The organism is Natronotalea proteinilytica, assembly GCF_055379935.1.
The window spans coordinates 1,795,807-1,820,775 of record NZ_AP043947.1 but is presented as its reverse complement, the minus strand read 5'-3'; the positions used below and the strand labels follow the sequence as shown (position 1 = coordinate 1,820,775).

Annotated in this window: 19 protein-coding genes, 1 tRNA gene and 1 CRISPR repeat array; of the genes, 17 read left to right on the top strand and 3 right to left on the bottom strand. The window is 57.1% G+C overall.

Features of this window, described 5'->3' with window-relative positions; genetic code table 11:
* Positions 1 to 29: 29 nt before the first annotated feature.
* Complete coding sequence (gene ggt / locus ACZ5AL_RS07365) at positions 30 to 1,760, bottom strand: gamma-glutamyltransferase (RefSeq protein ID WP_464513210.1); 1,731 nt, start codon at positions 1,758 to 1,760, stop codon at positions 30 to 32.
* A gap of 134 nt (positions 1,761 to 1,894) precedes the next feature.
* A complete protein-coding gene (locus ACZ5AL_RS07360) occupies positions 1,895 to 3,277 on the bottom strand; it encodes an alpha-amylase family glycosyl hydrolase (protein WP_464513208.1) in 1,383 nt (460 codons plus the stop codon).
* A gap of 435 nt (positions 3,278 to 3,712) precedes the next feature.
* Between ACZ5AL_RS07360 and ACZ5AL_RS07355 the strand changes: the two genes are divergently transcribed.
* The 7 genes from ACZ5AL_RS07355 to ACZ5AL_RS07325 all read left to right on the top strand — a co-directional run bounded on the left by ACZ5AL_RS07355 (position 3,713) and on the right by ACZ5AL_RS07325 (position 10,848).
* A complete protein-coding gene (locus tag ACZ5AL_RS07355; RefSeq protein ID WP_464513207.1) occupies positions 3,713 to 4,360 on the top strand; it encodes a thioredoxin family protein in 648 nt (215 codons plus the stop codon).
* A 12-nt stretch (positions 4,361 to 4,372) separates the two neighbouring features.
* A complete protein-coding gene (locus tag ACZ5AL_RS07350) occupies positions 4,373 to 5,173 on the top strand; it encodes a TerB family tellurite resistance protein (protein WP_464513206.1) in 801 nt (266 codons plus the stop codon).
* Between the two features lie 257 nt (positions 5,174 to 5,430).
* Positions 5,431 to 6,189: a CRISPR direct-repeat array (repeat unit 30 nt; unit sequence CCTTTAATCGCACCTTTGAGGTATTGAAAT).
* A gap of 366 nt (positions 6,190 to 6,555) precedes the next feature.
* Entirely contained in the window at positions 6,556 to 7,230 is a 675-nt protein-coding gene (locus tag ACZ5AL_RS07345) for a cupin domain-containing protein (protein WP_464513204.1), read from the top strand.
* An 8-nt stretch (positions 7,231 to 7,238) separates the two neighbouring features.
* The gene (locus tag ACZ5AL_RS07340) at positions 7,239 to 7,745 is read left to right on the top strand and encodes a CIA30 family protein (protein ID WP_464513203.1); all 507 of its coding nucleotides are present in this window, start codon (positions 7,239 to 7,241) and stop codon (positions 7,743 to 7,745) included.
* A 101-nt stretch (positions 7,746 to 7,846) separates the two neighbouring features.
* The gene (locus ACZ5AL_RS07335) at positions 7,847 to 9,505 is read left to right on the top strand and encodes a GAF domain-containing protein (RefSeq protein WP_464513202.1); all 1,659 of its coding nucleotides are present in this window, start codon (positions 7,847 to 7,849) and stop codon (positions 9,503 to 9,505) included.
* 124 nt (positions 9,506 to 9,629) lie between these two features.
* Positions 9,630 to 9,791: a hypothetical protein gene (locus ACZ5AL_RS07330; RefSeq protein WP_464513200.1), complete on the top strand. Its 162-nt coding sequence runs from the start codon at positions 9,630 to 9,632 to the stop codon at positions 9,789 to 9,791.
* 265 nt (positions 9,792 to 10,056) lie between these two features.
* A complete protein-coding gene (locus tag ACZ5AL_RS07325; protein ID WP_464513199.1) occupies positions 10,057 to 10,848 on the top strand; it encodes an IS982 family transposase in 792 nt (263 codons plus the stop codon).
* 1,093 nt (positions 10,849 to 11,941) lie between these two features.
* Here ACZ5AL_RS07325 and ACZ5AL_RS07320 read toward each other — a convergent pair.
* Positions 11,942 to 12,598 (bottom strand): OmpA family protein, encoded by a 657-nt coding sequence (locus ACZ5AL_RS07320; RefSeq protein ID WP_464513198.1) that lies wholly within the window; start codon positions 12,596 to 12,598, stop codon positions 11,942 to 11,944.
* 181 nt (positions 12,599 to 12,779) lie between these two features.
* Between ACZ5AL_RS07320 and ACZ5AL_RS07315 the strand changes: the two genes are divergently transcribed.
* From ACZ5AL_RS07315 to ACZ5AL_RS07270, 10 genes are all read left to right on the top strand, one after another.
* Entirely contained in the window at positions 12,780 to 13,133 is a 354-nt protein-coding gene (locus ACZ5AL_RS07315; protein WP_464513197.1) for a hypothetical protein, read from the top strand.
* A 311-nt stretch (positions 13,134 to 13,444) separates the two neighbouring features.
* A tRNA-Pro gene (locus ACZ5AL_RS07310) sits at positions 13,445 to 13,519 on the top strand.
* A 133-nt stretch (positions 13,520 to 13,652) separates the two neighbouring features.
* Positions 13,653 to 14,873, top strand: coding sequence for a helix-turn-helix domain-containing protein (locus tag ACZ5AL_RS07305; RefSeq protein ID WP_464513195.1), 1,221 nt, complete (start codon positions 13,653 to 13,655; stop codon positions 14,871 to 14,873).
* A gap of 41 nt (positions 14,874 to 14,914) precedes the next feature.
* Complete coding sequence (gene ligA / locus ACZ5AL_RS07300; RefSeq protein ID WP_464513194.1) at positions 14,915 to 17,059, top strand: NAD-dependent DNA ligase LigA; 2,145 nt, start codon at positions 14,915 to 14,917, stop codon at positions 17,057 to 17,059.
* Positions 17,060 to 17,119: 60 nt separating this feature from the next.
* A complete protein-coding gene (locus ACZ5AL_RS07295) occupies positions 17,120 to 19,879 on the top strand; it encodes an HD family phosphohydrolase (protein ID WP_464513193.1) in 2,760 nt (919 codons plus the stop codon).
* Positions 19,880 to 20,352: 473 nt separating this feature from the next.
* On the top strand, positions 20,353 to 21,321 hold the full coding sequence (locus ACZ5AL_RS07290; protein WP_464513192.1) for a DUF6263 family protein: 969 nt from the start codon (positions 20,353 to 20,355) through the stop codon (positions 21,319 to 21,321).
* Between the two features lie 1,273 nt (positions 21,322 to 22,594).
* Positions 22,595 to 23,311 (top strand): phosphatidylserine decarboxylase family protein, encoded by a 717-nt coding sequence (locus ACZ5AL_RS07285; protein WP_464513190.1) that lies wholly within the window; start codon positions 22,595 to 22,597, stop codon positions 23,309 to 23,311.
* A gap of 23 nt (positions 23,312 to 23,334) precedes the next feature.
* The gene (gene pssA / locus ACZ5AL_RS07280) at positions 23,335 to 24,234 is read left to right on the top strand and encodes a CDP-diacylglycerol--serine O-phosphatidyltransferase (RefSeq protein WP_464513189.1); all 900 of its coding nucleotides are present in this window, start codon (positions 23,335 to 23,337) and stop codon (positions 24,232 to 24,234) included.
* A 63-nt stretch (positions 24,235 to 24,297) separates the two neighbouring features.
* Complete coding sequence (gene purS / locus ACZ5AL_RS07275; protein ID WP_464513188.1) at positions 24,298 to 24,567, top strand: phosphoribosylformylglycinamidine synthase subunit PurS; 270 nt, start codon at positions 24,298 to 24,300, stop codon at positions 24,565 to 24,567.
* 70 nt (positions 24,568 to 24,637) lie between these two features.
* Positions 24,638 to 24,964: an ATP-dependent Clp protease adaptor ClpS gene (locus ACZ5AL_RS07270; RefSeq protein WP_464513187.1), complete on the top strand. Its 327-nt coding sequence runs from the start codon at positions 24,638 to 24,640 to the stop codon at positions 24,962 to 24,964.
* Positions 24,965 to 24,969: the final 5 nt, after the last annotated feature.

The window sequence follows — 24,969 nt, the reverse complement described above, 5'->3', positions numbered from 1 at the left end:
ACAGGAGCAGAGTTGGCACCGGGCATCAGTTAGTATCCAGCAGCATGACCGTCTACGCGAGATTCAGAGGCGCCAACGAAGACGCCATGCTCGGCATCATAGCGGATGCCCTGATAGCGTCCGAAGAATGCGCCGCCAATGCGGACGTCGTGGCCACGGTTGCGGAGGGCGCGCACCACGTCAAACGGTACGCCCGACTCCACATAGACGGTGCCGCCATCGGTGAGTGTGTCGTCGAGCTCATCGGTGGGCTGGGTAGAGCCGCTGTGGGTCCAGCGCGGTGCATCGCCCGCCTCTTGCGTGTTCATTCCAAAGTCGATCATGTTGGTTAGGATAGTGAGGTGCCCCACAGGCTGATATGCGCCGCCCATGTTACCAAAGCTAAAGTAGGGCTCGTCGTCTTTCGTGACAAACCCCGGAATGATCGTGTGGAAAGGACGTTTGCCGGGCTCATAGACGTTAGGGTGGTCGGGATCCATCGAAAACAACTCGCCTCGATTCTGCAGGCTAAAGCCCGTGCCCGGTGCAACGAATCCGGTGCCCATGCCGCGAAAGTTGCTCTGGATGAGCGATACCATGTTGCCATCGGAGTCGGCGGTGGTGAGATAAATCGTGTCGCCATCTTGCATCACCTCCATACCGGGTTGTACTTCATCGGCGGCGGCCTCCTCGTCGATCAGGGCGCGGCGCTCGGCAGCGTAGGCATCAGAGAGCAACTCTTCCATCGGGATGTCCTGAAAGTCCGGGTCGTGGTAAAACTTGGCCCGGTCCTCATAGGTCAGCTTTTTGGCTTCGACCATCAGGTGTAGCGTTTCGGCGGTGTTATGGCCGGTCTCGGAGAGGTCAAACCCTTCGAGGATCTGCAGCATCTGCAAGACGGCGGTGCCTTGGTTGTTGCCGCCAATTTGGTGCACATCGTATCCGCGGTAGTTTACTGAGATGGGATCGACCCAGTCGGAGGTATGGGCTTCGAAGTCCTCGTACCGTAGGGGGCCATCATGCTCCCGCATGTATGCATCAATACGTTCGGCGATTTCACCTTCATAGAATGCGCTGCGTCCGTCGGTGGCAAGCAGGCGGTAGGTGTTGCCCAGATCGGGGTTCTGGAAGATCTCGCCCACCTCAGGGCCGCGTCCGCCGATGGTGAAGGTTTCTGTGAAGGCGCCGGGCTGATCGCTTAGAAAACGAGCGCTGCGTTGCCAGGCATCCGCAATTTGCTCACTCACCGGGAAGCCGTCTTCAGCATATCGGATGGGCTCTTGGAGGATGCCATCCATATCCATGGCCCCAAACCGGTCGTGCAGTTCAAACCAGCCGTCTACAGCGCCGGGCACAGACACCGAGATCATTTCATACGGGGGGATGGAAGAGGCATCCATCTCGTCGAGGCGTTGCATCAGGTCGTCGTACGACATGCCCATGGGCGACCGTCCGCTGGCGTTGAGGGCGTACAGTTCTTCGGTGTCGGCATCCCAGACCAGCGCAAACAGGTCGCCGCCGATGCCGTTGCCGGTCGGTTCCATGAGCCCCATAGCCGCGTTGGTAGCAATGGCGGCGTCAATGGCGTTACCGCCGCGGCGTAGCACATCAAGCCCGACTTGCGAGGCTAACGGCTGACTCGTAGCGACCATGCCGTTGGCGCCAATGACTTCCGAACGAGTCACAAAGTGTTCGTTCGGGCGATCAATCTGGGCAAGCAGATCGGTGGGTAGGAGGATGAGTACGAGTGCTGTGCAAAGTGCAGTGGATACAGATCGCATAGACTACGGGGGAGTGAGTGAGAAACGGTATGAGTGAGTACAAAGAGCCCACCGTTGTGCTGCGAGACATACGAGGGCGTGGGGCGTCTAATGTCGTGTCGCAGTAAAGCTCCTGGATTTATTCCGGGTAGAAGTCAGCCCTCTGGAATGAACATGCGGTACTCGTACGCATCCAGTTGGAGGGTAGCGGGCGCATCGGGAGCGTTAAACTCGGTGGCGCCGAAGCCTGGGAAGACCTCGGTCCAGGTGTGCGGTTGCGCGCCTTCAGGAATCGCGATCTCGACCTCCCTATCCCGTACATTCACGGCGATGATCAGGTCGTCGTGCTCGGTCGTGCGCCGAATGAGGACAGCATCTTCGGCATCGGGAGTCAGCACGTCCATGTCGCCGTGCCGCAGTGCCGTGCTTTGCGTGTAAAGCGACATGAACGACGTATAGAAATCCATCATGGTGGCGTCGGCATCCCAGTCATACGGCGTGGCCTCGAAAAATGGGATGGGCTCATCCACCCCCAGTTCTTGGCCGTTATAAATAAGAGGGACCCCTGGCATGGCGTTCGCGAGCACAAAGGCTGCTTCCGATCCGCTGTGCCCATCGAACAAGACCGGGGGCGGGGCATCCCAGGCAGTTTCGTCGTGGTTGGTTGTGAAGCGCATGCGCAGTGCGCCATCGGGAAGCTCCTCTTGCACCGTCTCCACCATTTGGGTGTACTCGGATACCGGCGCGCCTTCTGTCCAGGTGGCCACCAGTTGACTGTACGAGGGCCAGGCGTACGTTAGGTCGAAGCCCACCTCGTGCATTTCGGGCTCATCGGCCTCGGCTAGCATGAAGACTGGGTCTTGGACGGCTTCGAGCGAGTCGATGGCATCGCTCCAAAAGTCGTACGGCACAAGCGCAGCCACATCAGCGCGGTAGCCATCTACGCCAAACTCTTCGACCCAGTACTGCATCATATCGATCATCTCCTCACGCAACTCCGGCTGATCGTAATCGAGTTGCACCACATCGGTCCAATCGGTGGTGTCGCCATCCATGACTGGAATGGAGAAGCCGTCGACGGGGCCGTCAACATACCACTCGGGATGCTCGTCCGTCCAGGCGTGGTCCCAGGCCGTATGATTCGCAACAAGATCCATAATGACGCGCATGCCCCGGTCGTTGGCGGCATCCACAAACGCCTGAAAGTCCTCTTCAGTACCGTAGTTGGGATTCACGGCCCGGAAATCGCGAATGGAGTACGGCGAGCCCAATTCGCCTTTGGAGCGCTCTTCACCAATCGGGTGAATGGGCATTAGCCAGATGGTGTTGATGCCGAGCGCCTCAAGATGATCGAAGCGGTCTATGGCGCCTTGAAAGGTACCTTCTTCAGAGAAATCGGGAATGAACATCTCGTAGATGGTGGCGTCCTCAATTGAGCCAGCCCGGTCGTCTTCAAGAGCGGAGCTATCAAAATCGCACCCAAGAGCAAGAATCAGGAGGCTTAAAAGGAGTGCACCAATGAAGCGAGTCATACGCATAGGCCACGGTGGGGTAGGTAGAAAACAGTTACGGTTGCGGTAGCGGTTCAATGGGTGGTGGTCTGTCACACCTGAATGGTATGGTCCGAAATTGTCATCGCGAGGAGGGAGCCGTGCGATGACCTCGCTTTGCAATGACAAGGAGAGGCCCCAATCGAAGGGGCCATGTCTTTTTCCGGTGTCACATAACGCGTCTATCTACTACCGTTATTGCAATATAACGAGGAAGACCCACGCTGTCCACTCTTTTTGGGTAGCTCGGTTCAAATAGCCATGTGTGGACATGATGTTACGTTTCGGAGAGCGTGTGCTCAACACGAACGTGTTACGCGATGCGCTTCTGGCAACCGTAACGCCCGCGTCGCTTGCGGCACCAAGTTCAGCGAAAACCGTATCATTCCGCTGTATTGTTTCCTTTACAAACCAAAATCTCCCATGAGCACGACCGACGCCGACCTGTCCACCGAAACGGTTGATCTGGATCGCATGCATCGCGATGGTCTTTCGTACGATGCGTATCACACCCACTGGGAGACGGAGCGCACGGCCCGGCTCCCCGATGATGCTGACGCCGACGACCGGCGGATGCAGCACTATCTGAACTACAATTACGAGCGACAGGCCGGGGTGCACGACACGTACAGCCTCTCCGACGACCTCCGCGATGCGCTCGACGGGGTGGATACCGATCTGACCTGGATGGTGCTTACCGAGCCCTGGTGTGGCGATTCCGCTTTTTCGCTTCCCGTCATTGCCGAGGCCGCCCAGGCGCATCCCCAGAGCACCCTGCGCATCCTCCTGCGCGATGACAACCTGGATGTGATGGACCGCTTCCTCACCGACGGGTCGCGTAGCATCCCCAAACTGACTGTGCTGGATGCAGACGGCACCGTGCTGGGCACCTGGGGGCCGCGTCCCGAAGCAGGGCAGGCCGTTTACGATCGGTTAAATGCCGATGGAAAGGACAAGATGGTCATTGTAAAGGAGTTGCTTGATTGGTATGATGAAGGCGGATGGAGCCACGTAGACCAAGAACTGGCTGCGCTGCTCCGTTCGGTTGCATCCACTGCCCCTGCCGCTTAACGTGTTGTTCCTATGCCTCCTACTGCCGACTGGACCCCCGCCCACGACATCGCGCTGATTTACATGGCCACGGCCTATGGCATCGACCAGCAGTTGTCGGAGGCCGAGGCGTCGTCGGTGCAGCAAGCGCTTGCGCCCTGGACCGCCGGGTATGGCCTCGACACGCGCGAAACGCTTATGGAGGCGGCCACGCTGCTGGCGGATACGGACACGCCCAACGAAGCGGTCATGGAGGCGGTGGAGCGGCTTTCGAACACGCTAAGCGCCGACCATCATGGCGATATTCTGGAGGGCCTCGTAGACATTGCCGAGGCCGATGGCGTGCTCCTACAGCAAGAGCAGGGCCTCATCGCTCATGTGGCCGATGCCTGGGGCCACAAGGCACTGGGGGATGCGCTGGTAAGCAGCACCTCGGCAGAAGTGCAGCGTGTAGACGACGACTGGAGCCTCATCCACGAGCTGGCGTTTCTGTTCATTGCCGTGGCCCACGGCGGCAACGACGAACTCAATACCGATGAGGTGGATATGCTGCGCCGTCGCTTAAAGCCCTGGCATACCGACCTCGACGACGAGCGGTTGAATGAGATCATTCGTACCACGCTCCGGCTCTATGCCGAGGCGGACGAGTCGCTCATCCAAGAGGTGGTGGCCACCCTCAAGGAGGCGCTGCCCGATGTGCAACGCCTGGCGGTGCTCGACGACATCTATTGCATGGCCCGCGCCGATGGCCCCATCACCGACACCGAACAGGATCTCATTTCGGCGCTGGGTACTGCGTGGGATGTGGAGGTGCGCCTTTCTCCCACGTGCTAACGTGCCCCCTGTTCAGCGCCGCTCAACGCCGATTTGTCGTCGGCCTCAGGCGATTTTTGGGAAAACGGCCTCTGCAATTATCGTGCCACACCCCATTTTTTTGTGGATATGCAGCGTAAAACCAGCGCTTTACCGGATGTCGTCGGCCTCGGGGGGTTTATGCACGACCGGAGGGTGACGACATCTACGGATCCGGCCCACCAAAAAAACCGGCGTTTATTTGCATCTATGCGGGCTGTATCGCATATTCTGATAGGCCTTTAATCGCACCTTTGAGGTATTGAAATTAGCATCGATGGAACGTTAAACGTTCACTTCGCAGACCTTTAATCGCACCTTTGAGGTATTGAAATTCGTTTTCTAGGCGTTCAATGAGTTCTTGTTGTTGCCACCTTTAATCGCACCTTTGAGGTATTGAAATTGCGACGACGCGGTCAAAAGTTTATTGCTGTGACCTGCCTTTAATCGCACCTTTGAGGTATTGAAATGTATTCCATAACTGCCCAAAGACCACTTCTCTTTGTCCTTTAATCGCACCTTTGAGGTATTGAAATAAAAGCAAACTCATTCTCTTTTGTGGAATCCGGCGTCCTTTAATCGCACCTTTGAGGTATTGAAATCTACGCTCACGGTGGCAGATGTCTACGTACAGTCCGTCCTTTAATCGCACCTTTGAGGTATTGAAATTGTTGAGGGGATGCGTACAGAACCGCTCCAAGTCGTCCTTTAATCGCACCTTTGAGGTATTGAAATTCGGTACGCGCAGCAATGTACGACAGCCGAAGCAGGCCCTTTAATCGCACCTTTGAGGTATTGAAATAGTGTATGCTTTCTCTCGCATAATGCGATACCCCCCCTTTAATCGCACCTTTGAGGTATTGAAATTTACGATTGAGCTTGCTGGGCAGGAGGTGCCCTTCCCTTTAATCGCACCTTTGAGGTATTGAAATCAGCGCATCAGCACGATCTGTGGTGATGCGGCTTGTCCTTTAATCGCACCCTTGAGGTATTGAAACCTGTCCTGAACGCAGTGAAGGATCTCCGCGGGAGTTCCCTCGGTCTTGCTCGGGACAGGCGCCCCGTTGAGGCATACGTACCATCCCAGGGCACTGGGACGCTGTTTTGGAGCCCTCTTCGCACACGGGCGGGGAGCATGCGGTTGAGATCGCGCTGCTTTGCATGGGGCAGACGCCGCTCGGCATGGCAACGCATTGCTCGGGCCGACGCAGTGCCCTGCGTCGTTGTGGTAGGTCCATAGCCCTCGATGGGGAGAGGGCTCCACAGGCGTTTCGAGAAAGCACTTCCCCTTGCGGCTCCCATTGCACGTAAGTTCAGTGGTACGTATCCTTGTTGGGCGTACTGTACTCACTTTTTGCTAAGCCATGAGAAAACTGATTTACGTGGGGCTCGTGCTGATTGTCGCCGGAGCCGTTTCCTTCTGGACGTTCCTGGGCACGCCGTACGATCCCGAGAACGCATCCTACCTGACCACCGAGCCGCCCGACAATCTGGTGCGCACCATTGAGCACGAGTCGGCGGGCAACATCACCACGTTTGCCGCGAAAGCGCATGAAACCGACGGCGAATACACATTGCTCGACATCGAACTCAAGCCTGGGGGCGAAAACGCGGTGCATTACCACGAAGCCTTTGCAGAGACGTTCACCGCCGTATCCGGCACGCTCGGCATAACCCTGGATGGCGAGGAGGTGCTGCTTGACGAAGGCGAGTCGGCCACTGCGCCCGTGGGTACCAGTCACAATTTCTTCAATCCCACCGACGAGACCATCCGCTTTGAAGTGAAAATTGAACCCGGTCATGAAGGCTTCGAGCGGGCGCTTTACATGCTCTACGGCCTCGATCGAGATGGCAAGGTGAGTGAGGACGGGTTCGACAATATCTACCACACCGCCCTCTTTGTGATGATGAGCGACACGCGGGGCGATGGTGCGCTGCGCGTCATGCGCCCGCTGTTCAATCGGCTGGCGGGGCGGGCGCAAGAGCTTGGCATCGAAGACGAGCTCATGGAACGCTACTACATTACCCATACCGAGTAACGCATTCTGTGCATACCCACTCCCTACGTCCCCTGCGCACCCTCCTTCGTCAGCCCGATGCATGGCGCTGCATTAACGATCCGGTGATGGGAGGCGAATCCACCAGCACGGTACGCCAGACAGACGCCGGGGCACTTTGCTTTTCCGGTCACGTATCGCTGGCAAACAACGGCGGATTTGCCTCGGCTCGCGGACCGTGCACGGTTGATCTGTCAGAGGCCACAGGGCTTGCGTTGCACGTACATGGTCCTGTGCGATGGTATCGCCTTTCGCTGTTTACCGAGGCCGGCGGACGCATCAGCTACCGCGCCCCCTTTTGGACGACCCCGCAGCCGGCATGGCATTACCTTCCATGTTCGCAGCTACAGGCCATGCGCCGCGGACGACCACGTCCCGATGCACCCCCGTTCGAGCCGGCCACGGTGCACAGCATAGGATTTCTGATTGGAGGTAAGCAAGACGGTCCGTTTGCACTTCATGTGCACAATATGTGTGCATACACAACACGCAAATGAAACAAACGTGATCGGTCTCAAACGAGGCGAAACACCGCCTTATCGATGTGATGTAAGCCGTGGTTCCTATTTCTGCTTACTTTACATTGTCCTGCCTGTCTATGGCTAATTCTGCTTCGGTTCCAGCACTTGAAGACACCGATGACCGCCAAGCTGCCCTCCGTCGCTATCATATTCTGGATACGGCTCCAGAAAAAGACTTTGACCGCATCACCAGCCTTGTAAGCAAGGTATGCCGCGTTCCTACAGCTCTCATCACTCTCATTGACAAGGAACGCCAGTGGTTTAAATCATGCTTTGGTTTTGATACGCGCCAGACCGATATTAGCGTCTCGTTTTGCGTGCATGCCGTGCATAATGGAGAGATGCTTGTGGTGGAAGACGCCACGCAAGATCCACGCTTTAAAGACAATCCTATCGTTACCGGCCCGCCGCACATCCGCTTTTATGCAGGGGCCCCTCTAACGACGCCCGAGGGCATTCACATTGGCACGCTCTGCATTATTGACTACAAGGCCCGTGCTTTCGATGCGGCCCAGCGCGAGATTCTGGAGCGCCTCGCCGATGTGGTGGTCAGTCAGTTTGAACTTCGCAGCGCCGAGGCCCAGGTGCGGCAGCTAGTGCACGACAACCCGCAGCCCATGATCGTGTACAGCCAGCACGAGGACACCATTATGCTGGCCAACGAAGCAGCCCAAGCTCTTTACGGATATGACGAGGCGGTCTTCAAGCTTTTGAGCTATTCCGATATCCGAGCCGAGGCGCGCTACCAAAATCCCACAGGCGCCCTTGCTGTTCATGAAGACGCCAACGGGACCCGCTTTCATGTACAGGTACAAGAGCAAGACGTCCTCTTCGACGGCTATGAAGCTACGTTGGCTACCGTGCAACGCATGCCCGTGCAAAACGCCAATGCCCTGTTTTTTCTTCTGGACCGCAGCGGGGTGATTCGGTCTGTAAGCAAACAAGCAACCAATTCGGTTTCGTTTGATGCAACCGCAGAAAATACATTCATCGACCTGATCGCCCCTTTTGATAGCGGCCTCGTCGAGTCTAACCTGGCAGCGCTCTTTGAGGGCAAGCAAGAACTTTGGAACAACGAGGTGAATGTGCAAGGGGTTGGAGATGGATCGGTAATGGATCTGCACCTTCGCGCCATGAGCAAGCCAACCGGACGCGGTGTGGGTGCTGTGGCCGCTGTGCTAACCCCGGTTGCCAATCTTCGTCCTACCGATCACGAGGTGCCCGAGCGCGATGCGCCGCCCGTCGAGCAGCCCGAGGCTTCCGAGTCCCCAGAGCCAGAGGTAGCGCCAGATGCATCCAGCACGGAAGCAGACACGCACCACCCCGATGATGCTACAGAGCCCGCTAAAAGCGATGAGGAGAAAAGCGAGCAGCAGCAGGTCGCCTTGGGCGGGGAAAGCGAAGACGAGGCATTCGAGCCCTCCGCCGAAGACCCTGCAGAGGAGGCCACCGAGCACGCATCGAACGAGACGCCTGAAACCGACGAGTCAGAGACTCCCCGTCAAACAGATCCGGAAGATTCAGACGGTGCTCCCTCTGAGTCCGCTTCTGATGCCAACACAACGGATACGTCGTCTCCATCCGATAACGCATCTGGGCGTTCTTCGGTTAACCTGCCGAGCTTTCCCGATGCTAAGCCGCACACTGCTTCGGCGCCCCACAATGTACCCCAGAACGGCTCCGATGACGAGGCAGACGAACCCACCTCTGACAGTAATCGTGAGACGCTATTCTAAGAACGGGTTGTGCCATAGGCTGGAGGCCATCCAGGCGGGTTAAAACAGAAACAGCAGAGGTAGTGTACCAGTCGCGGATGGATCTTTCAACATTCATCCCACTGACACTGCTCCCTCTGCTGTTATGCTCGAATCCACCCCGAATACCGAGGAGTTGTTCCTGATTCTCTACTGCATCGTCGATGACCTCTATCTGGAAGTCGTTCCCGATGAGGTCCGATTCCGGAACGGAGCCGATCGCATGAAGATGACAGATGTGGAAATTATCACGCTTTCGATTAAGTGACCTCAACAATGGTTTTGGGGATTGCCGGATGGATTCCCCTCCATCCTACCCTTCCTCCCCGAGGAGGAAGGAACCGTAGAAGGGGTTCCTCAAGTCCCCCTCAGAGGAGGGGGATTTAGGGGGAGGGATTCCGTAGAGCCATATAGATCAAATACTTATGTGAAGCGTGGTGCCGTACGAATGAGAGCGTGTATTAAGAATATCTGGGCGCACATGATGCCGCTTTGAAACGCACAAAACCCCAACTTCGTGCCTGTCTTTACTTATGCAGGAAGGCCGTTCGAATGATTCGGAGTTGAGCTTTCACCGTGTGGTTTATAAGGACTACCGTCACCTATTTCCTGACTTGATTAGTCGCTCACGCTATCACCGTAGGCGCAAAGCGTTGATGGGGATTCAGCGCGAGATGCTTCGCTTTCTGATGAACCGGCTCCGGCTGCTGGCGATGTGGTTGGCCTTGGATTCGGCTCCGATTACGACGGCGAAGTCGCCACGCTGGAAGTCGGCTCAATTGTCGATTTGGGCCGCTGAAGCCGGGTTTGCGCCGTCGAAGCGTCAGTTTTTCCTTGGATTTCGACTTCATTTGCTTGTGTCGAATACAGGAGCAATCTGCGATTTTGTGTTGAGTCCGGCGAATGTCGGGGAGCGCCGCGTCGCAGAACACCTACTTGCTGTTGAGGCCGCATGGCAGGCCAAACAGTCTGCCTTTTTCGCAGAGGCGCGTCCGGTGCTGGCAGATAACGGGTATTGTGGCGATTGGCTCGCCGGCTTGTTTGGAAAACACGGGGGGCGGCTTTGGTATGCCCTGCGGCGAAGCAAGGAGGCGGCCACGCAAAGCGAAGCGGCGCTACGCGCTTGGCAACGAGGCCTGCGGGCTCGCATTGAGAGCGTCTTCGCATCATTGGAAGACCAGTTTCAGATCGAAGAGACCCGTGCTCGGTCGGTGTGGGGCGTGACGACGCGGATCGTTGCGAAGCTGCTCTCCTACATGCTGGGCTTTGTCGCCAACGAAGCACTTGGACGCCCTGGAACGGCCCTGAAAGCCCTCTATCGATGATTTAACCATAGCACAAGACGTTCTAAGAGCGACTTCATGCCGGTAGTGGATAAACGCTAAATGATAGGATAATCGAGCACCGCCGTTTTGTCTTGTTCGAACCCCCTCTCCCTTATTCCGCTTCGCTCCATCAGTCGCCCTCCGGGCTCGTGTCGGGTTTCTCCCCCTTAGTCAACTAGTCTACGCACGCAACCTGAGATAGTGATAATCGTTGATGATCGCTTTCCTGTTCTGAACTCGATTTAGGATCTGGATGACGTTCGGGAGGGGGCATTTGGGTTGAAAGGGGCCTTCGTCTTCGGCACCGCCCCCCGATACGTCATCCTGAACTTGATTCAGGATCCATGTTGCGGGGGAGTGCTGAAGCGTACGGATTGGGCACCAACTTACGAACCAAGGCCTGTTTCGATAGCCTGCTGATGTGCTTGTGGGGTGCCTGCTTGTTCTGGATCCTGGATCGCGCTCGCAGGCTCGCTTGCCTGTCCTGAACTCGATTCAGGATCTGGATGACGTTCGGGAGGGGGGCATTTGGGTTGAAAGGGGGCCTTCGTCTCCAGCACCGTCCCCCCGACACGTCATCCTGAACTTGGTACCTGTTTAGCGATATGCCTCCAGATCGTCGGGGACGCAAGCGGTCCCCGGCTATGGGCGGGCTCACATCGCGCCGTTCCATAGCCCGGGATCAGGAGCGAAGCGGATATCCCGGGCGTGAGCCACGCTAAACAGATACTGAACTCGATTCAGGATCCATTCCCCCGACTATTCCCCCGAGAAGACGCCCAGATGGGTTCTTGTTGTAGGAGCCAACAGTCTCTCATTGAACAGGCGGTGGAGGCAACCAACGTTAAATAAACAACATAGCGAAGAAAAAGTTATGTGCAAGGACTAAGTCATCGCGAGGAGGGAGCCTGCGACCGACGTGGCGATCTCATGCTTCCCGATTAGGCAGTGCCGTCCAGTTTGAAGGCACAAGATTGCATCCTAAAGGCACTTCCTCGCTGCGCTCACAGCGCCACGTCGCTGGCGCTCCTCGCAATGACATACTCAAAGATACTTTTGTGGGGCCCACTTAGATAAAAACCCAAAGCAGGCGCTAAAACCCGTCTCGGTCTTCTTCAGAGTGAAGGATGACAGGCTGGTCTTCGGGGAGGACCGCTACACGCACGCGGCGGTTCTCGGTGCGGCCTTCGGCGGTTTCGTTGTCTGCGATTGGTTGATACTGACCAAAGCCCACCACCTCAAAGCGCTCCGGATCAATGTTGTGGGTCCACTGCAGGTGGCGCACGACAGCGGAGGCACGGGCGGCCGAGAGCTCCCAGTTGCTCGGGAACGTACGGCTGAGGCGGTCGCCAATGGGCTTGTTATCGGTGAAGCCTTCAACACGGATGACGCGCCCCGAATACGAACCGCGCAGCTGGTCGGCTACGCTCACGAGTTGTTCGACCCCCTCGGGGGTGAGTTGGGCGCTTCCGCTTTCAAAAAAGAGATCGGTGGAGAGGACCTGAATCGTTTCGCCACGCCGCTGCTCCTGGTCCTCAAGCTGCCGACGCAAGGCATCGTTCTCGCTGCGTAAATCGCTGAGCTGGGCTTCTAACGAGGCCACCTCATCTTGAAGGGCTTCGATCTGGGTCTCCAGTACATCAATTTCTTCGGTGTCTTGAACGGGCTCCGAAGATTGGCACCCACTCAGGACAAGGACCGCACCCAGACTGAGTATCAGGAGGCTGCGAAAAACGGAAACAGTAGGCATGGCAGCTACAGGTTAAGAGAAAACAACAGTGCACACTCACAACATGCAGATCCGCAGCATCTTTTGCAATACCGTTTCGAAGATATATGCCTGATTGAAGGGCGATTCTGCGAAAAATGGGCACACCGGCATTGCGATGGCGTATTAAGCATCCAACGCACCCAACTGTTTTCTTGGTGTTATGCGGTCTTCCTCCCGCTTACGTTCTTCGAAGCGCCCCGCCCTGATACGTGCGAGTGATATCTACGAGTATCACTTTGGCGCCCTTCTGGCCTGTTTGATCTTTCTGACGGCATTCATTTTTATCGTGCCGGTTGCCTATATCCTGCCCATCCCACACGCTACCGAGCAGATGATTCTCTGTGGGTTGTTTGCCGCCTGCCATGTCATGAACTGGCCCATGCTCTCCCTCCGCTGGGATCTGTGGTTCAAAGGCCGCCTGTCTCCCGGCGCCGCGATGCTCACCACCAGTCTGCTGATGGGCACGTTTGGCGTGCCGTTCTATATCCTGTTCCGAATCCTCTTGCCGATGTGAGGGGGGGAGTCCTCAATTCGTTACGGCGGCACCGTGGTCAGCCTACAAAACATTCTCCTCCATCGCCCCTTCCCGACACTTCAGCGGCATGATCCGAAGTCCTTGCGGTGGTGCCACGAGAGAGATACACCACGTTCAGGTGAGACCACGGTACCGACGCATCTCTTGTGAAAACTATGCAGACCCATGTCAGCAAAGAGCGATCTATTGGGGCTGTAGGGGGCGACGAGGTCCCTGTAGCTCGTGGATGTGTTTTCAGTGAACGACTTGCGGAAACCTTTGCTGCCGCTTTTGTTATGAGCGTATCCCTTCGGGACATGGCGCAGCCCGGTTAGCGCGCCGCTCTGGGGGAGCGGAGGTCCCCGGTTCAAATCCGGGTGTCCCGACACCTTCTAAACGAGGCCAGCCCCCTGTGGGCCCTCACGTACCCCCTTCAACGTCGTTTCTGGCTTTTCTGCTGGAAACGGCGTTTTTTGTTGTACGTCCCCTCCCCGCCCGTTTCCTTGTTTGCGTTGTGGCATGAACGAATCCTCGTCCGAAGCGTCCATTCGCCGGTTTGCTGGCGACCTCACACAGATCCGCGAAGAGCGCGGGCTCACCCATGATGATATCCACACCGAAACCCGTGTGGCACGCGATCTCATCAAGGAGTTTGAGTCGGGCGCGCTGTTTCATCGCTCGTCGTTTAACCGCGTGTATCTGCGCTCGCTCACCAAGTCGTATGCCGCTACGGTGGGCATCACGCCATCCGACCGGGTGCTCGATCATTTGGAGGCCGCGCTGGAAGGACGCTACATGAACGAACTGGCTGTCTCGGAGCTGGGCGCCGACCCCATCGCGCCGCCGACCCCAACGGAGCCGCCCGCCGAGGCCAACACGCCAGATACAACAACCGACACGACTGATCCCGACACGACTGATCCCGACACGGCCTCCCCTAAGCCGACAGAGGACGACGCAGACGCCCCTCCACCTGATTCACCCGCACCGTCTACGCCGAACACCGACGATGCTGATGACGCCGAGGACCAGGCGCCTTCCACAGCCGCTTCGTCGCCTGCTGCACGGGCTGCCGCGTCTGATCCTGACGACACCCCCGACCCAAAGGCCCCGGTCCCACCGCATCGCAAAAAAACAGCGTCCCCGCCATCGGCAGCGCGCCGTTCCAAGGCCTCCCCTGCTTCTCCACCGTCGTCCACGTCAACCGGGAGCGATGCCGGGCTGGGAGCCCGACAAGCCTTCATTGTGGGCGGACTGCTGCTTTTGATTGCTGTAGGCGTCATCTGGTTGATTGCGCGTCCGAGCGATGCCCCCGAAGAGCCGCCGCCTTCCGAAACCACCCAGGCCGAGCCTGCCGCTGTGGACACGACAGAGACAGAGCCGGAACCAGCACCTGAGCCCATTCCGCCTGTCGAGCTGGGCGATACGCTGCGGGCGATGATCCACGCCGATGCAGGGGCCGTCCAGGGCGTGCGCGTACAACGCGATGCCGATATCCGCCGTCCGTACTGGCTCAACGAAGGCGAAACCATGCTGATGCTGTTCCAAGACCGGTTCGTCATTGAAGAGCAGTTCGATCAGTTTAGCCTGTACATCAACGAGCGTCCCATGCCGCTGTCGCCCACCGATGCGCAGGGCCGCCGCGTGGTTGACCGCGAGGACCTGCAAGCCTGGGCGGATACGCTGCAGGCCGAGCCTGTTGAACTACCATCGCCCCAGGTTACGCACGACGTGCCCTGACGTGCATTTCGTTTCCTCTCATCGCTTTTCTGCGCTGCCCCATGGATCTGTTCAACGCCCCCCAATCCCAACCCGATACGGCACAGGACCTGCTTGATGCCACGCGTCGCGTCCAAAGCACACTCGATGCTGCTGCGTTGAGCGATCTCTTGCTCTCGGACGCTCGCACGCTGCACGAGATGTTGGTGCCCGTGGTGCGCGCCCACGACGAGCGATACTACGCACACGACGATCCGCTCCTGCCCGATGATGAGTACGACCGGCTGTTTCAGGCGCTACAACAGCTAGAGGCACAGCACCCGGAGCTACAGACGCCCGCCTCGCCCACGCAGCGCGTCGGGTTTGATCCGCTGGATGCCTTTGAGAAACACACCCATCCCGAGCCGCTCCTGTCGCTCTCCAACGCCTTTGATGCGGATGATGTGCGCGAGTGGTACGAGCGGTGCCAGCGCGGCCTGGCTGATGCGTATGGGGATACAACCCCCGCCGTTGTCGCTGAACTGAAAATCGACGGACTGGCCCTGGCGCTCACCTACGAAGACGGCACGCTGGCATTGGCCGCCACCCGAGGCAACGGCGTGCAGGGGGAGAACATCACCCGCAATGTGCGCACCATTCGGCGCATCCCCCTGCAGTTGGATGCGAACCGTCTGGATCCCCCTGCCACAATGGAGGTGCGCGGTGAGGTGTTCATGCGCAAGAGCGAGTTCGACGCCCTCAACGAGAATCTGACCGAAAAAGGCGACACGCCGTTTGCCAATCCACGCAACGCCGCAGCAGGCAGCCTACGCCAGCTCGATCCATCCATTACCGCGCAGCGCCCCCTCAGCTTCTTCACCTATGCGCAGGGCCCCACCGACGGCTCCACGCCTAACACCCACACCGAGGTGCTACAGGCGCTGAACGCGTTCGGCCTGCCTATGAACCCGCACTGGGAGCGGTTTGAGGATGTGGAGGATGCCATCGACTTTTGCGAGGGATGGGTGGAGCGGCGCGAATCGCTTGATTACGAGATCGACGGGGTCGTGCTCAAAATCGATCGGCACGACTATCAAGACGAACTGGGCGCCATCGCCAACGCGCCGCGCTGGGCAGTGGCCTTCAAGTTTCCGGCGCGCGAAGCCACCACCACGTTGCGCGACATTACGGTAAGCGTAGGACGCACGGGTGCCATCAAGCCCGAGGCGGTGCTGGAGCCGGTCGGCATTGGCGGGGTGACAGTCTCGCAGGCGACGCTGCACAACGAAGATTACATCACCGAGCGCGATATCCGTATTGGCGATACCGTGGTGGTAAAGCGCGCCGGAGACGTGATCCCGCAGGTGGTGCGCGTGGTCGAGGACGCTCGCACGGGCGATGAAACGCCGTGGTCGTTTCCCACGAACTGTCCTGAATGCGGCTCCGAGTTGGTGCGCCTGGATGGCGAGGCCGACTACTACTGTGTCAATACCGAGTGTCCGGCGCAGTTCAAGCGCCTCGTGGAGCACTTTGCAAGCCGCAATGCCATGGATATTGAGGGCTTGGGCGAGCGCCTGGCGGTGCAGCTTGTGGAGGAAGCGGACATCCGGACGCTGGCCGATCTGTATGAGTTGGAGGTGGAGGATCTCCTTCCGCTGGAGGGCTTTGCCGAAAAGAGCGCGCAGAACCTGGTTGATGCCATCGCCGCCACGAAAGAGCGTCCGCTTAGCCGCTTGCTGTTTGGACTGGGCATTCGGCATGTGGGACGCACGGTGGCCGAGCAGGTGGTGGCGCATGTGCCTTCGCTGGAGGAACTGCAGTCCCAATCTGTAGAGGAATTGGAAGCGATTGACGGCATTGGGCCCGTTATTGCAGAAAGCATTCATGACTGGTTTGCTGTGGACGATAACCAGGCGCTCGTGGATGCGCTGCGAGACGTGGGGGTACGTACCGAGCGCCGCCCGGAGGAAGATTCCGACGCCTCCCCCCAGCCCCTTGAGGGCCAAACGTTTGTGCTAACTGGGTCGCTGCCCTCGTTTACACGTCGCGAAGCCACCGAGCACATCGAACGGGCCGGCGGACGCGTTACCTCTAGCGTGAGCGGAAATACCGATTATCTGGTGGCTGGTGAAAACCCCGGCTCGAAGTACGACGATGCAGAAGCGCGCGGCATTCCTATCTTAGATGAAGACCGCCTGATGGATCTGTTGAACGGCGCAAGCCGTTGAGGTCCTGAAAAGCACCCCACGGTCTCTTGTTTTTAGCGCCCCCTACTCTTCCCTCGACCCATGCAAAAGTGGCTTAAGTGGCTTGGTCTGCGTCCAAAGCAAGCCCGTCCGGTTGGCACTGACCTGGAGAGCGGGCAGCAGGAGGCAGAAGACACCTACCGGCGCGATATAATCATTAAAAGCGTGCTCTTTGCTATTCTGGTGTTTGGCGCCCTGGCGGCCTTTCCACGGGGCGAGGTGTTTGAGTACACCGTGCAGGTTGGGGATACGTGGCGGCAGGCTACGCTTGTGGCACCGTTTAACTTTCCAATTTACAAGGACAGCGACCAGGTCGAGCGCGAGCGTGAGCAGGCCCGCCGGACCACCCGTCCGTTTTTTGAAGAGATAGATACCGCTGCACAGACCAGCCAGGCCTATCGGGATACGGTGCAGCAGCAACTCAATGAAACACTGGATGTGTTTGTCAGCTCTCGGTATCAACGGGCTATTGGCAACGACGAGCAGGCCGAAGCCGATTCGTTGCAATACCTTCAGCTGCGTCGCAATGCCCGCGTTACCTTAGATAGCAACCAGTGGGAGGCCCTCACGGAAAGCGCGGCCACCCATTCGTCTGATTTGCAGGAGGTCATCGAAGCCACACAAGAAACCGAGGTGGAGGGCGACCAGAGAGGGGCCGCGCCGCAGAGCGAACGGCTCGACCGTCGTATTTTGCAACACGTGGCCGACGTAACGCACACGTTGCAGCGTCGTCATGTCATCGACATTCCTCTTGATTCGGTGTACACCGACGAAATCATCGTACGCAACGAAGCCGAGCGGATTCAGCGAGAGCTTTCCGTGGATCGGCTGGTTGGCATTCAAGAGGCGTTCGAACGGGCCGAAGAACAACTTCGTGATGCCTTTCCCAATAATCCCGAGGCCTCGCGCATTGCGTTTGCCTTCTTTCGAGATACGTTTCAGGCTGTCTACGCCTATCAGCACGAAGAAACAGAGCAGGAGCGCAACCGGCGTGCCCAGAACGTGTCGTCGATCTCCGGCGGAGTGGAGCGTGGCGATGTGGTGGTGCAGCAAGGCGAACGTGTCACCTCCGAAACAAAGCAACAGCTGACCTCGCTAGAGCGCGAGAAAAACCAGCGGGCAGCTACGACCATTGCATGGCAGCAGTTATCTGGGGAGTTCTTGCTCATCCTCGTCACCTTCCTGTTTTTCTTTGGGTCGCTCTACTTCCTGCGGCGCGACATCTGGAACGACAACGGACTGCTTACGCTGATGACGCTGCTGTTCGGGCTGGTGATTGCCATGTACGGCGTTGTTATCCGGGTGTCGTGGGTCGAGATGTACATTGTACCGGTGGCCCTGGTCTCGGTGACGCTTACCATCATCTTCCGTACGCGTACGGCGCTGTTTGGCACGCTGGTGCTGGCCCTGCTTGGGGGGCAGATGCTGTCGATGGACCTGCAGTATACCATGGCGGTGTTCATTGGGGCCGTGTGTGGTATCTTTAGCGTACGCGATATCAAAAACCGGGGCCAGTTCTTTTTGAGCGCCGGCATGGTGTTCGTAGGATATGCGCTCGTGCTGGTGGGGAGTTGGCTGTTCCTGGGCACCCCGGTCTCGCGCATGGGCAGTGAGTTGCTTTTCGCAGGCATTGGGGCGTCGGTGACGATTGTGGCCCAGCCGCTGCTCTGGGTGATTGAGCGCGTCTTTGGCATCACAACCGACCTTACGCTGCTGGAGCTATCCGATACGAATCGTCCGCTCCTCAAAGAACTCAGCGTGCGGGCGCCTGGCACGTTCAACCACTCGATGCAGGTGGCCAATCTAGCCGAAGCCGCTGCCGACCAGATTGGGGCCAATGCGCTGTTGGTGCGGGTTGGGGCGCTCTATCACGATATCGGAAAGATGCTGAAGCCCCGGTATTTTGTGGAAAACCAGCGTGGTGGCGAAAATCCGCACGACTCTCTGAAGCCCCGCATGAGTGCGCTCGTGATTACGAGCCATGTTAAGGAAGGCATTGAAATGGGTAAAGAGTACGATCTACCCGAGCAGGTGCTGCAATTTGTGGCTACGCATCATGGCACCGCTCGCGTTGAGTACTTTTATAACCAGGCCATCAAGGAGGCCGACGATCCATCCGCTGTGTTGGCGTCGGACTTTCGTTATCCGGGGCCGCGCCCGTTCTCCAAGGAAACAGGGATCTTGCTCTTGGCCGACTCGACCGAAGCGGCCAGCCGCAGTCTGGACGATCCCAGCTATGAGCCGCTTCGCAAGTTGATCAATCGCATTTTTGACAACCACATCAAAAACGGGCAGCTTGATGATACCAACTTGACGTTCAAGGAGTTAGGCGTCATCAAAGCCCAGTTTCTGCAGATGCTTTCCGGGGTGTACCACGGACGCGTGAAGTATCCGGGTCAAGATGAAGAGTCTACAGACGAGCCGTGGCTTACCGAAGTATCGTTTGATCCAACGAAAGATGTATCGGTGGTGTGGGCCGAAGATGGCTGGCATGCCGGCGTAACCAAAATCGATTCGGATATGCTGGAGCAGCTTCCAGGGGTGCGTGCGCCAAGCGAACCTGATCTGGAAATGGTTGAAGCCTCCATGCACAGCGGCAATGGCGCTCCGGGTGCTCCCCCGGCCCCGCCAATGCAGATGCCCACGAATGTGCACCTTTCCGATCCCCGCCGGCGTTCTACTGAAGAGACCGGATCACCGAGGCATCCCGAACTTCCCAGTCCGGAGCAAATCGCAGGCATTGACGCCCCAGACGAACCCGATGAGGAAACGCCCAACGACGCGTCCAAGTCGTCTGAATGATAGGCTGCCACCTGGTGGAATGTTGGGTGGGCAGTAACGAGTGGGTAGACCTGCTCATCCCGGTGGAGCTCGTTCGGCTTCACGTACAGAGACAGTCTGCACGCTGACCTCACAAACCGCCCGTTCATAGTGAGCGTCCTGAATGCAGGGGAGACGTACGTTCAGTGAGGAAGGGCTCGTAACGTCACAGCACGTACGTGTTTAGCGATGGGCCACAGATTGCCGGGGACGCAAGCGATCCCCGAAGATTGACCTGTGACAGAGAATTACCCTATTGCGACTTGGCTTCCAGTTTGTATTTGTATTTTGTAGATGTGTAACAAAAAGGCAGCCGCACACGTTAGCCGGTCAGGTTTTCAAGACGAGCAGGTACACACTGTAGCGATTGACGGGAGCGACTGCCGGGTCGTAACAATGTGTCAGATTCCGTTGTGTCAATATCCATTATTTTTTGTTAAGATAGACAGCGTTCTATGAGCCGTTTTATACAATACGCCACCACATGCAGCGCAGCCGCACTGTTGCTTTTTGTACTTGTAGCGTGTGGCGGCACGGATGCCGCTACTGATGATACAGGCTCTGCAGATGTGTCGGCCTGGCAAGATGGGGATCAATACGTGTTACGGTTGGCTCCAGAGCAAGGGCGCACGTTCACCATCACTCAAACTCAACGTGTGGTATCAGACATTTCTGTGATGGGCAACGAAATCCAGAATGAACAAGATCAAACGTTTACCGCTCGGATGCACATTGCCAACCGCGAGAACGGCACCACCACGCTTGAGCGCACCATCACGCGTATCCAGATGGAAAGCAGCGGAATGGGGGAAACGATGAGCTATGATAGCGATGATCCCGAAAGCGAAAGCCCAATAGCTGATGCAATGGGACGGATGCTGAACAAGACAATTAGCATTGACCTGCGCGAAGATGGATCATTCGCAGGCGATCGCGATGAGCTTGAAGCAGCCATGAGTGAACTGGTGGAGGGCGACGAGCAATTGGAAATGCTTGTGTCTAACATGACCGACGGGTTCCTCAATCAGTTTCAGTTCTACCCAACCGAGTCTATTGCTGTTGGCGATAGTTGGACCGAAGAGGCGGACGTAGATCTGGGTGTGCCGCTAACACTTGCTATGACCTACACGCTTGACTCCGTCGAAGATACCCGCGCACACATTAGCGTAGAAGCGGATATTGACTCCGAAGGGGCTCCGATGGAAATGGGGCAAGGCGTGTCGGGCGAAGCTTTTTTGACAGGATCACAGTCGGGCACTATGGTCTTAGACATGCCGTCTGGGTTGCTGCTTGAGTCGAGCATGGATGGTGATATCTCGGGCTTTGTGGAGCTGCAAGCACCGGGGCAAGATGGGCCTGTGGAAATGGATATGGACATTACAACAACCGAGTCCTACGGTATCGAGCCCGCTGACGACGAGTAGGTTATAGTCACGTTGAATAGGTGATCGACTCCGCGCGATTGGTATATGTGTAGCGTGGCTCAATAGCTGTCCGGAATATCCGCTTTGTTCCTGATCCCGGGCTAAGAAAAGGGGCGATGTGAGTACAATCCATAGCCGGGGCCGCTTGCCTCCCCGGCGATCTGTAGGGTTGAATGATTCGACACTGGACGTAAGTAAGTCGGCAAAAATACCGTTTATACCCTGTCATCGCGCTAGTCTATGCACACAACTCGAGATGGTGATAATCGTTGATCACGGGTTGCAATCTGGACTTGTTGCAATCTGGACTTGTTGCAATCTGGACTTGTTGCTGACGGGACTTGTTGCTGACGGGATCATCAACGTATTGGCCAGAACGAGGGGCGGCGCCAGCGGGACCTCGTGCGGCCGAGGCCTGTTCTGGATCCTGGATCGCGCTCGCCGGCTTGCCTGTCCTGAACTCGATTCAGGATTTGGATGACGTTCGGGAGGGAGGCATTGGGGTTGAAAGGGAGCTTTCGTCTCCCAGCACCGTCCCCCCGACACGTCATCCTGAACTTGATTCAGGATCCATTCCCCCGACTATTCCCCCTAGAAGACGCCTAGATGGGTTCTTGTTGTAGGATCCAATTGCAGGATCCAACAGTCTCTCATTGAACAGGCGGTGGAGGAAACCAACTTTAAATAAACAACATAGCGAAGAAAAAGTTATGTGCAAGGACTAGGTCATCGCGAGGAGGGAGCCTGCGACCGACGTGGCGCTGGGCGGAGCCCGAGTACTCCTGGGGTGCGATCTCATGCCATTGATTGGGCGGCTACGTCTGGTCTGACAGCAATGAGATTGCGTCGCTCCGCTCGCAATGACAAGATCGTGAGCGGAGCGACTGACGAACGCAGTGAGTAAAGATCTCCCACGAACTGGGCAGGGCTGTTGGTTTGCCAGTAGCTGCTGAGCGCCGAGGAGATGTTTCGACGCGCTTCGGGCCCTGGGGGCCTTTCGCTTGCTCAACATGACAGAACATTGGGTTTGAGATGCTTCAACGCGAGTCCACTCCATACCATAACATTCAGGTATGACAGAGCACTACTTACCCTGATGCAGCATGAAAGCGCACACCGGGCATACTCATATCGCCGTAATTCAACGCGCTGCGCCTGCAGGCTCATGAGCATGTTGTCAGCTAATGGTATAACCACCCCAACCAAATCACGAGTGACCCATTAGATTGCCTAAATGAGTCCACTCATCTGTTAACCAACCATTCGATTGATTGTGAAACTTGCCCCTGAAGGGTATCCACTTATTGGTGGAGCTACTGCACTTGCTTTTGTTCTTGTTGGATTTGGCCTATGGGCAGGAGGGGGATGGGCCGTAGGGCTGAGCTTGCTTGCGGCGTTAGCCTGGGGATTTACCGTCTGGTTCTTTCGCGATCCCGACCGCGAGGCACCACTAGAGGCTCGAAATGGACCGGCCCTGGTCGCTCCCGCAGATGGCAAAGTCGTTGAAATTGTAGAAGAGACGACTACAGACTTTATCGACGGACCGGCGCAGCGACTGTCTATCTTTTTGTCGCCACTCAACGTACACGTAAACCGAGTACCTGCCACCGGTACTATTGCCTGGACGCGTTACATTCCGGGCGAGTACTTGGTTGCCTGGCACCCGAAAGCGAGTGAAAAAAACGAGCGCTCTGAGGTAGGCATGCATCACACTTCGGGCATGCCCATTGTATTCAAACAGATTGCCGGCGCTGTAGCACGGCGTATTGCGTTTCAGCTAGACGAAAACCAGACTGTTGAGGCGGGCCAGCGCTATGGCATCGTAAAGTTTGGTTCACGCATGGACGTCATCGTGCCGGCCTCGTTCACGTGGTCGGTTGAGCTAGAAGACCGCGTGACTGCCGGCGAAACTATTCTTGGCGAGGTTCCTGCCGATATGGGGACTGCGACTAGCGCTGAGGGTTCATCTCAGGCTTCCTCCACCGACTAACCGCTTCTTAACTTCCTTGAGGCATGGACGTCCCTCCCTCTGCGGCATCTCCGTTGTTGTCTCCAGCCCACCCGGCAAATCAAGCTCGGCGTGACCTACGACGCCGGTTCAAGGCGTACCGCGAGGCCCGACGCGAAACGCGCAGCGAGCGGCCGCCCCCTCGGGTCGCCCTGCCTTCCTTCTTTACGCTGCTGAACCTGTTCTGCGGCTTCCTGGCGATTACACAGGTGTGGGAAGACAGCTTTGTGATGGCCTGCTGGTTTATCGTGCTCGCGGGCTTTTTTGATTTGCTCGATGGCATGATGGCTCGTATCACCAACGCGGTGAGTCCATTTGGCGTGGAGCTCGACTCGCTAAGCGATGTGGTCTCTTTTGGGCTGGCACCCTCGTTCTTGGTGTATGTGTACGTGCTCCATGACTTTGGAATGCTTGGGTTGCTCGTGGCTGCGCTTCCTGTGCTGTGCGGGGCCGTCCGCCTGGCACGGTACAACATGAACTTCGATGGCGAAAAGAAAGATTACTTCGAAGGGCTGCCCATCCCTGTGCAAGCCGTAGCTATCGTTGCCCTGATCCTGACAGCCGAGAATGCATCATGGGGGGCTCTACTGACCCAACTGGAGGTGCTCGTACCCGTCGTGGTTGTCCTGTCGATGCTCATGGTATCTAGCATCGACTTCGACGCGCTTCCGCGTCCTACCGTACAGTACATCCGGACTCGCCCCCAGAAGGTGCTGGCTTATTTGGTGGGAGGCCTAGCGGTTGTCGTTTTGCATGAGCAAGGGCTCCTGCTTGTGCTTACGCTTTACGTGTTGTATGGTATTGGACAAGCAGGATACCGTCTTGGAAAAGCACTGTGCACTCCGTTGCCAGAGGCCACGAATGAAACCACGTCGCCCTCCAATCAAGACGGCTCGCCTGACTGAACGGCGCTCCATAGCGCACGTACGTTGAACGTCTCGTATCACTCTTTGAATCACGCAACCGGTATGTCGTACAAAGCCATCATTTCCATTACGCTTCGCCCCTCTATCCTAGACCCTGAGGGTAAAACGGTGCATCAGGCGCTGCATAACCTGGGACATACCGAAATCGGGGAGGTGCGTGTTGGAAAACGCATTGAGCTTACGATTGATGCCGATACGCCTGACGCTGCACACGCTATTGCTGAATCTGCGTGTGATAAGTTGTTGGCGAATCCGGTTATGGAAAACTATACCATCGCAATCGACGAACAAGCAACCGAAGCCGCTGCCTAACCGTTTGTGAGCATCGCCAATGCCTTCATCCTGTCACGCATAGTCGATGGATCTATCCGCCCGATATGTCATGAATAGCAGACTGCTTGTGCCGCCCCGTGCAATGAGTCCTGAAGCGGCTGACCCCGACGTAGAGGTGCTAGAGGTTGAAGAGGAAGACACGGATACCGACACACCGTGGTACGTTATCCTCTACAACGACGACGTACACACCTTCGAAGAGGTCATTGTTCAGCTTGTCAAAGCTACCGGCTGCTCTACGAGCCACGCCGAAAAACTGGCGTGGACGGTTCATACCAAGGGGAAAGCCGAGGTCTATGAAGGGTCGTTTCAGGAATGCTTTGATGTTCAGATGGTGCTGAATGAAATTGACCTGAACACCGAGATTAAGGGATGACCCGT

What these genes read in the sequence shown, in the direction of transcription:
- ggt (WP_464513210.1), bottom strand. Translation starts at nt 1,760, where the DNA reads ATGCGATCTGTATCCACTGCACTTTGCACAGCACTCGTACTCATCCTC.
- ACZ5AL_RS07360 (WP_464513208.1), bottom strand. Translation starts at nt 3,277, where the DNA reads ATGCGTATGACTCGCTTCATTGGTGCACTCCTTTTAAGCCTCCTGATT.
- ACZ5AL_RS07355 (WP_464513207.1), top strand. Translation starts at nt 3,713, where the DNA reads ATGAGCACGACCGACGCCGACCTGTCCACCGAAACGGTTGATCTGGAT.
- ACZ5AL_RS07350 (WP_464513206.1), top strand. Translation starts at nt 4,373, where the DNA reads ATGCCTCCTACTGCCGACTGGACCCCCGCCCACGACATCGCGCTGATT.
- ACZ5AL_RS07345 (WP_464513204.1), top strand. Translation starts at nt 6,556, where the DNA reads ATGAGAAAACTGATTTACGTGGGGCTCGTGCTGATTGTCGCCGGAGCC.
- ACZ5AL_RS07335 (WP_464513202.1), top strand. Translation starts at nt 7,847, where the DNA reads ATGGCTAATTCTGCTTCGGTTCCAGCACTTGAAGACACCGATGACCGC.
- ACZ5AL_RS07330 (WP_464513200.1), top strand. Translation starts at nt 9,630, where the DNA reads ATGCTCGAATCCACCCCGAATACCGAGGAGTTGTTCCTGATTCTCTAC.
- ACZ5AL_RS07325 (WP_464513199.1), top strand. Translation starts at nt 10,057, where the DNA reads ATGCAGGAAGGCCGTTCGAATGATTCGGAGTTGAGCTTTCACCGTGTG.
- ACZ5AL_RS07320 (WP_464513198.1), bottom strand. Translation starts at nt 12,598, where the DNA reads ATGCCTACTGTTTCCGTTTTTCGCAGCCTCCTGATACTCAGTCTGGGT.
- ACZ5AL_RS07315 (WP_464513197.1), top strand. Translation starts at nt 12,780, where the DNA reads ATGCGGTCTTCCTCCCGCTTACGTTCTTCGAAGCGCCCCGCCCTGATA.
- ACZ5AL_RS07305 (WP_464513195.1), top strand. Translation starts at nt 13,653, where the DNA reads ATGAACGAATCCTCGTCCGAAGCGTCCATTCGCCGGTTTGCTGGCGAC.
- ligA (WP_464513194.1), top strand. Translation starts at nt 14,915, where the DNA reads ATGGATCTGTTCAACGCCCCCCAATCCCAACCCGATACGGCACAGGAC.
- ACZ5AL_RS07295 (WP_464513193.1), top strand. Translation starts at nt 17,120, where the DNA reads ATGCAAAAGTGGCTTAAGTGGCTTGGTCTGCGTCCAAAGCAAGCCCGT.
- ACZ5AL_RS07290 (WP_464513192.1), top strand. Translation starts at nt 20,353, where the DNA reads ATGAGCCGTTTTATACAATACGCCACCACATGCAGCGCAGCCGCACTG.
- pssA (WP_464513189.1), top strand. Translation starts at nt 23,335, where the DNA reads ATGGACGTCCCTCCCTCTGCGGCATCTCCGTTGTTGTCTCCAGCCCAC.
- purS (WP_464513188.1), top strand. Translation starts at nt 24,298, where the DNA reads ATGTCGTACAAAGCCATCATTTCCATTACGCTTCGCCCCTCTATCCTA.
- ACZ5AL_RS07270 (WP_464513187.1), top strand. Translation starts at nt 24,638, where the DNA reads ATGAATAGCAGACTGCTTGTGCCGCCCCGTGCAATGAGTCCTGAAGCG.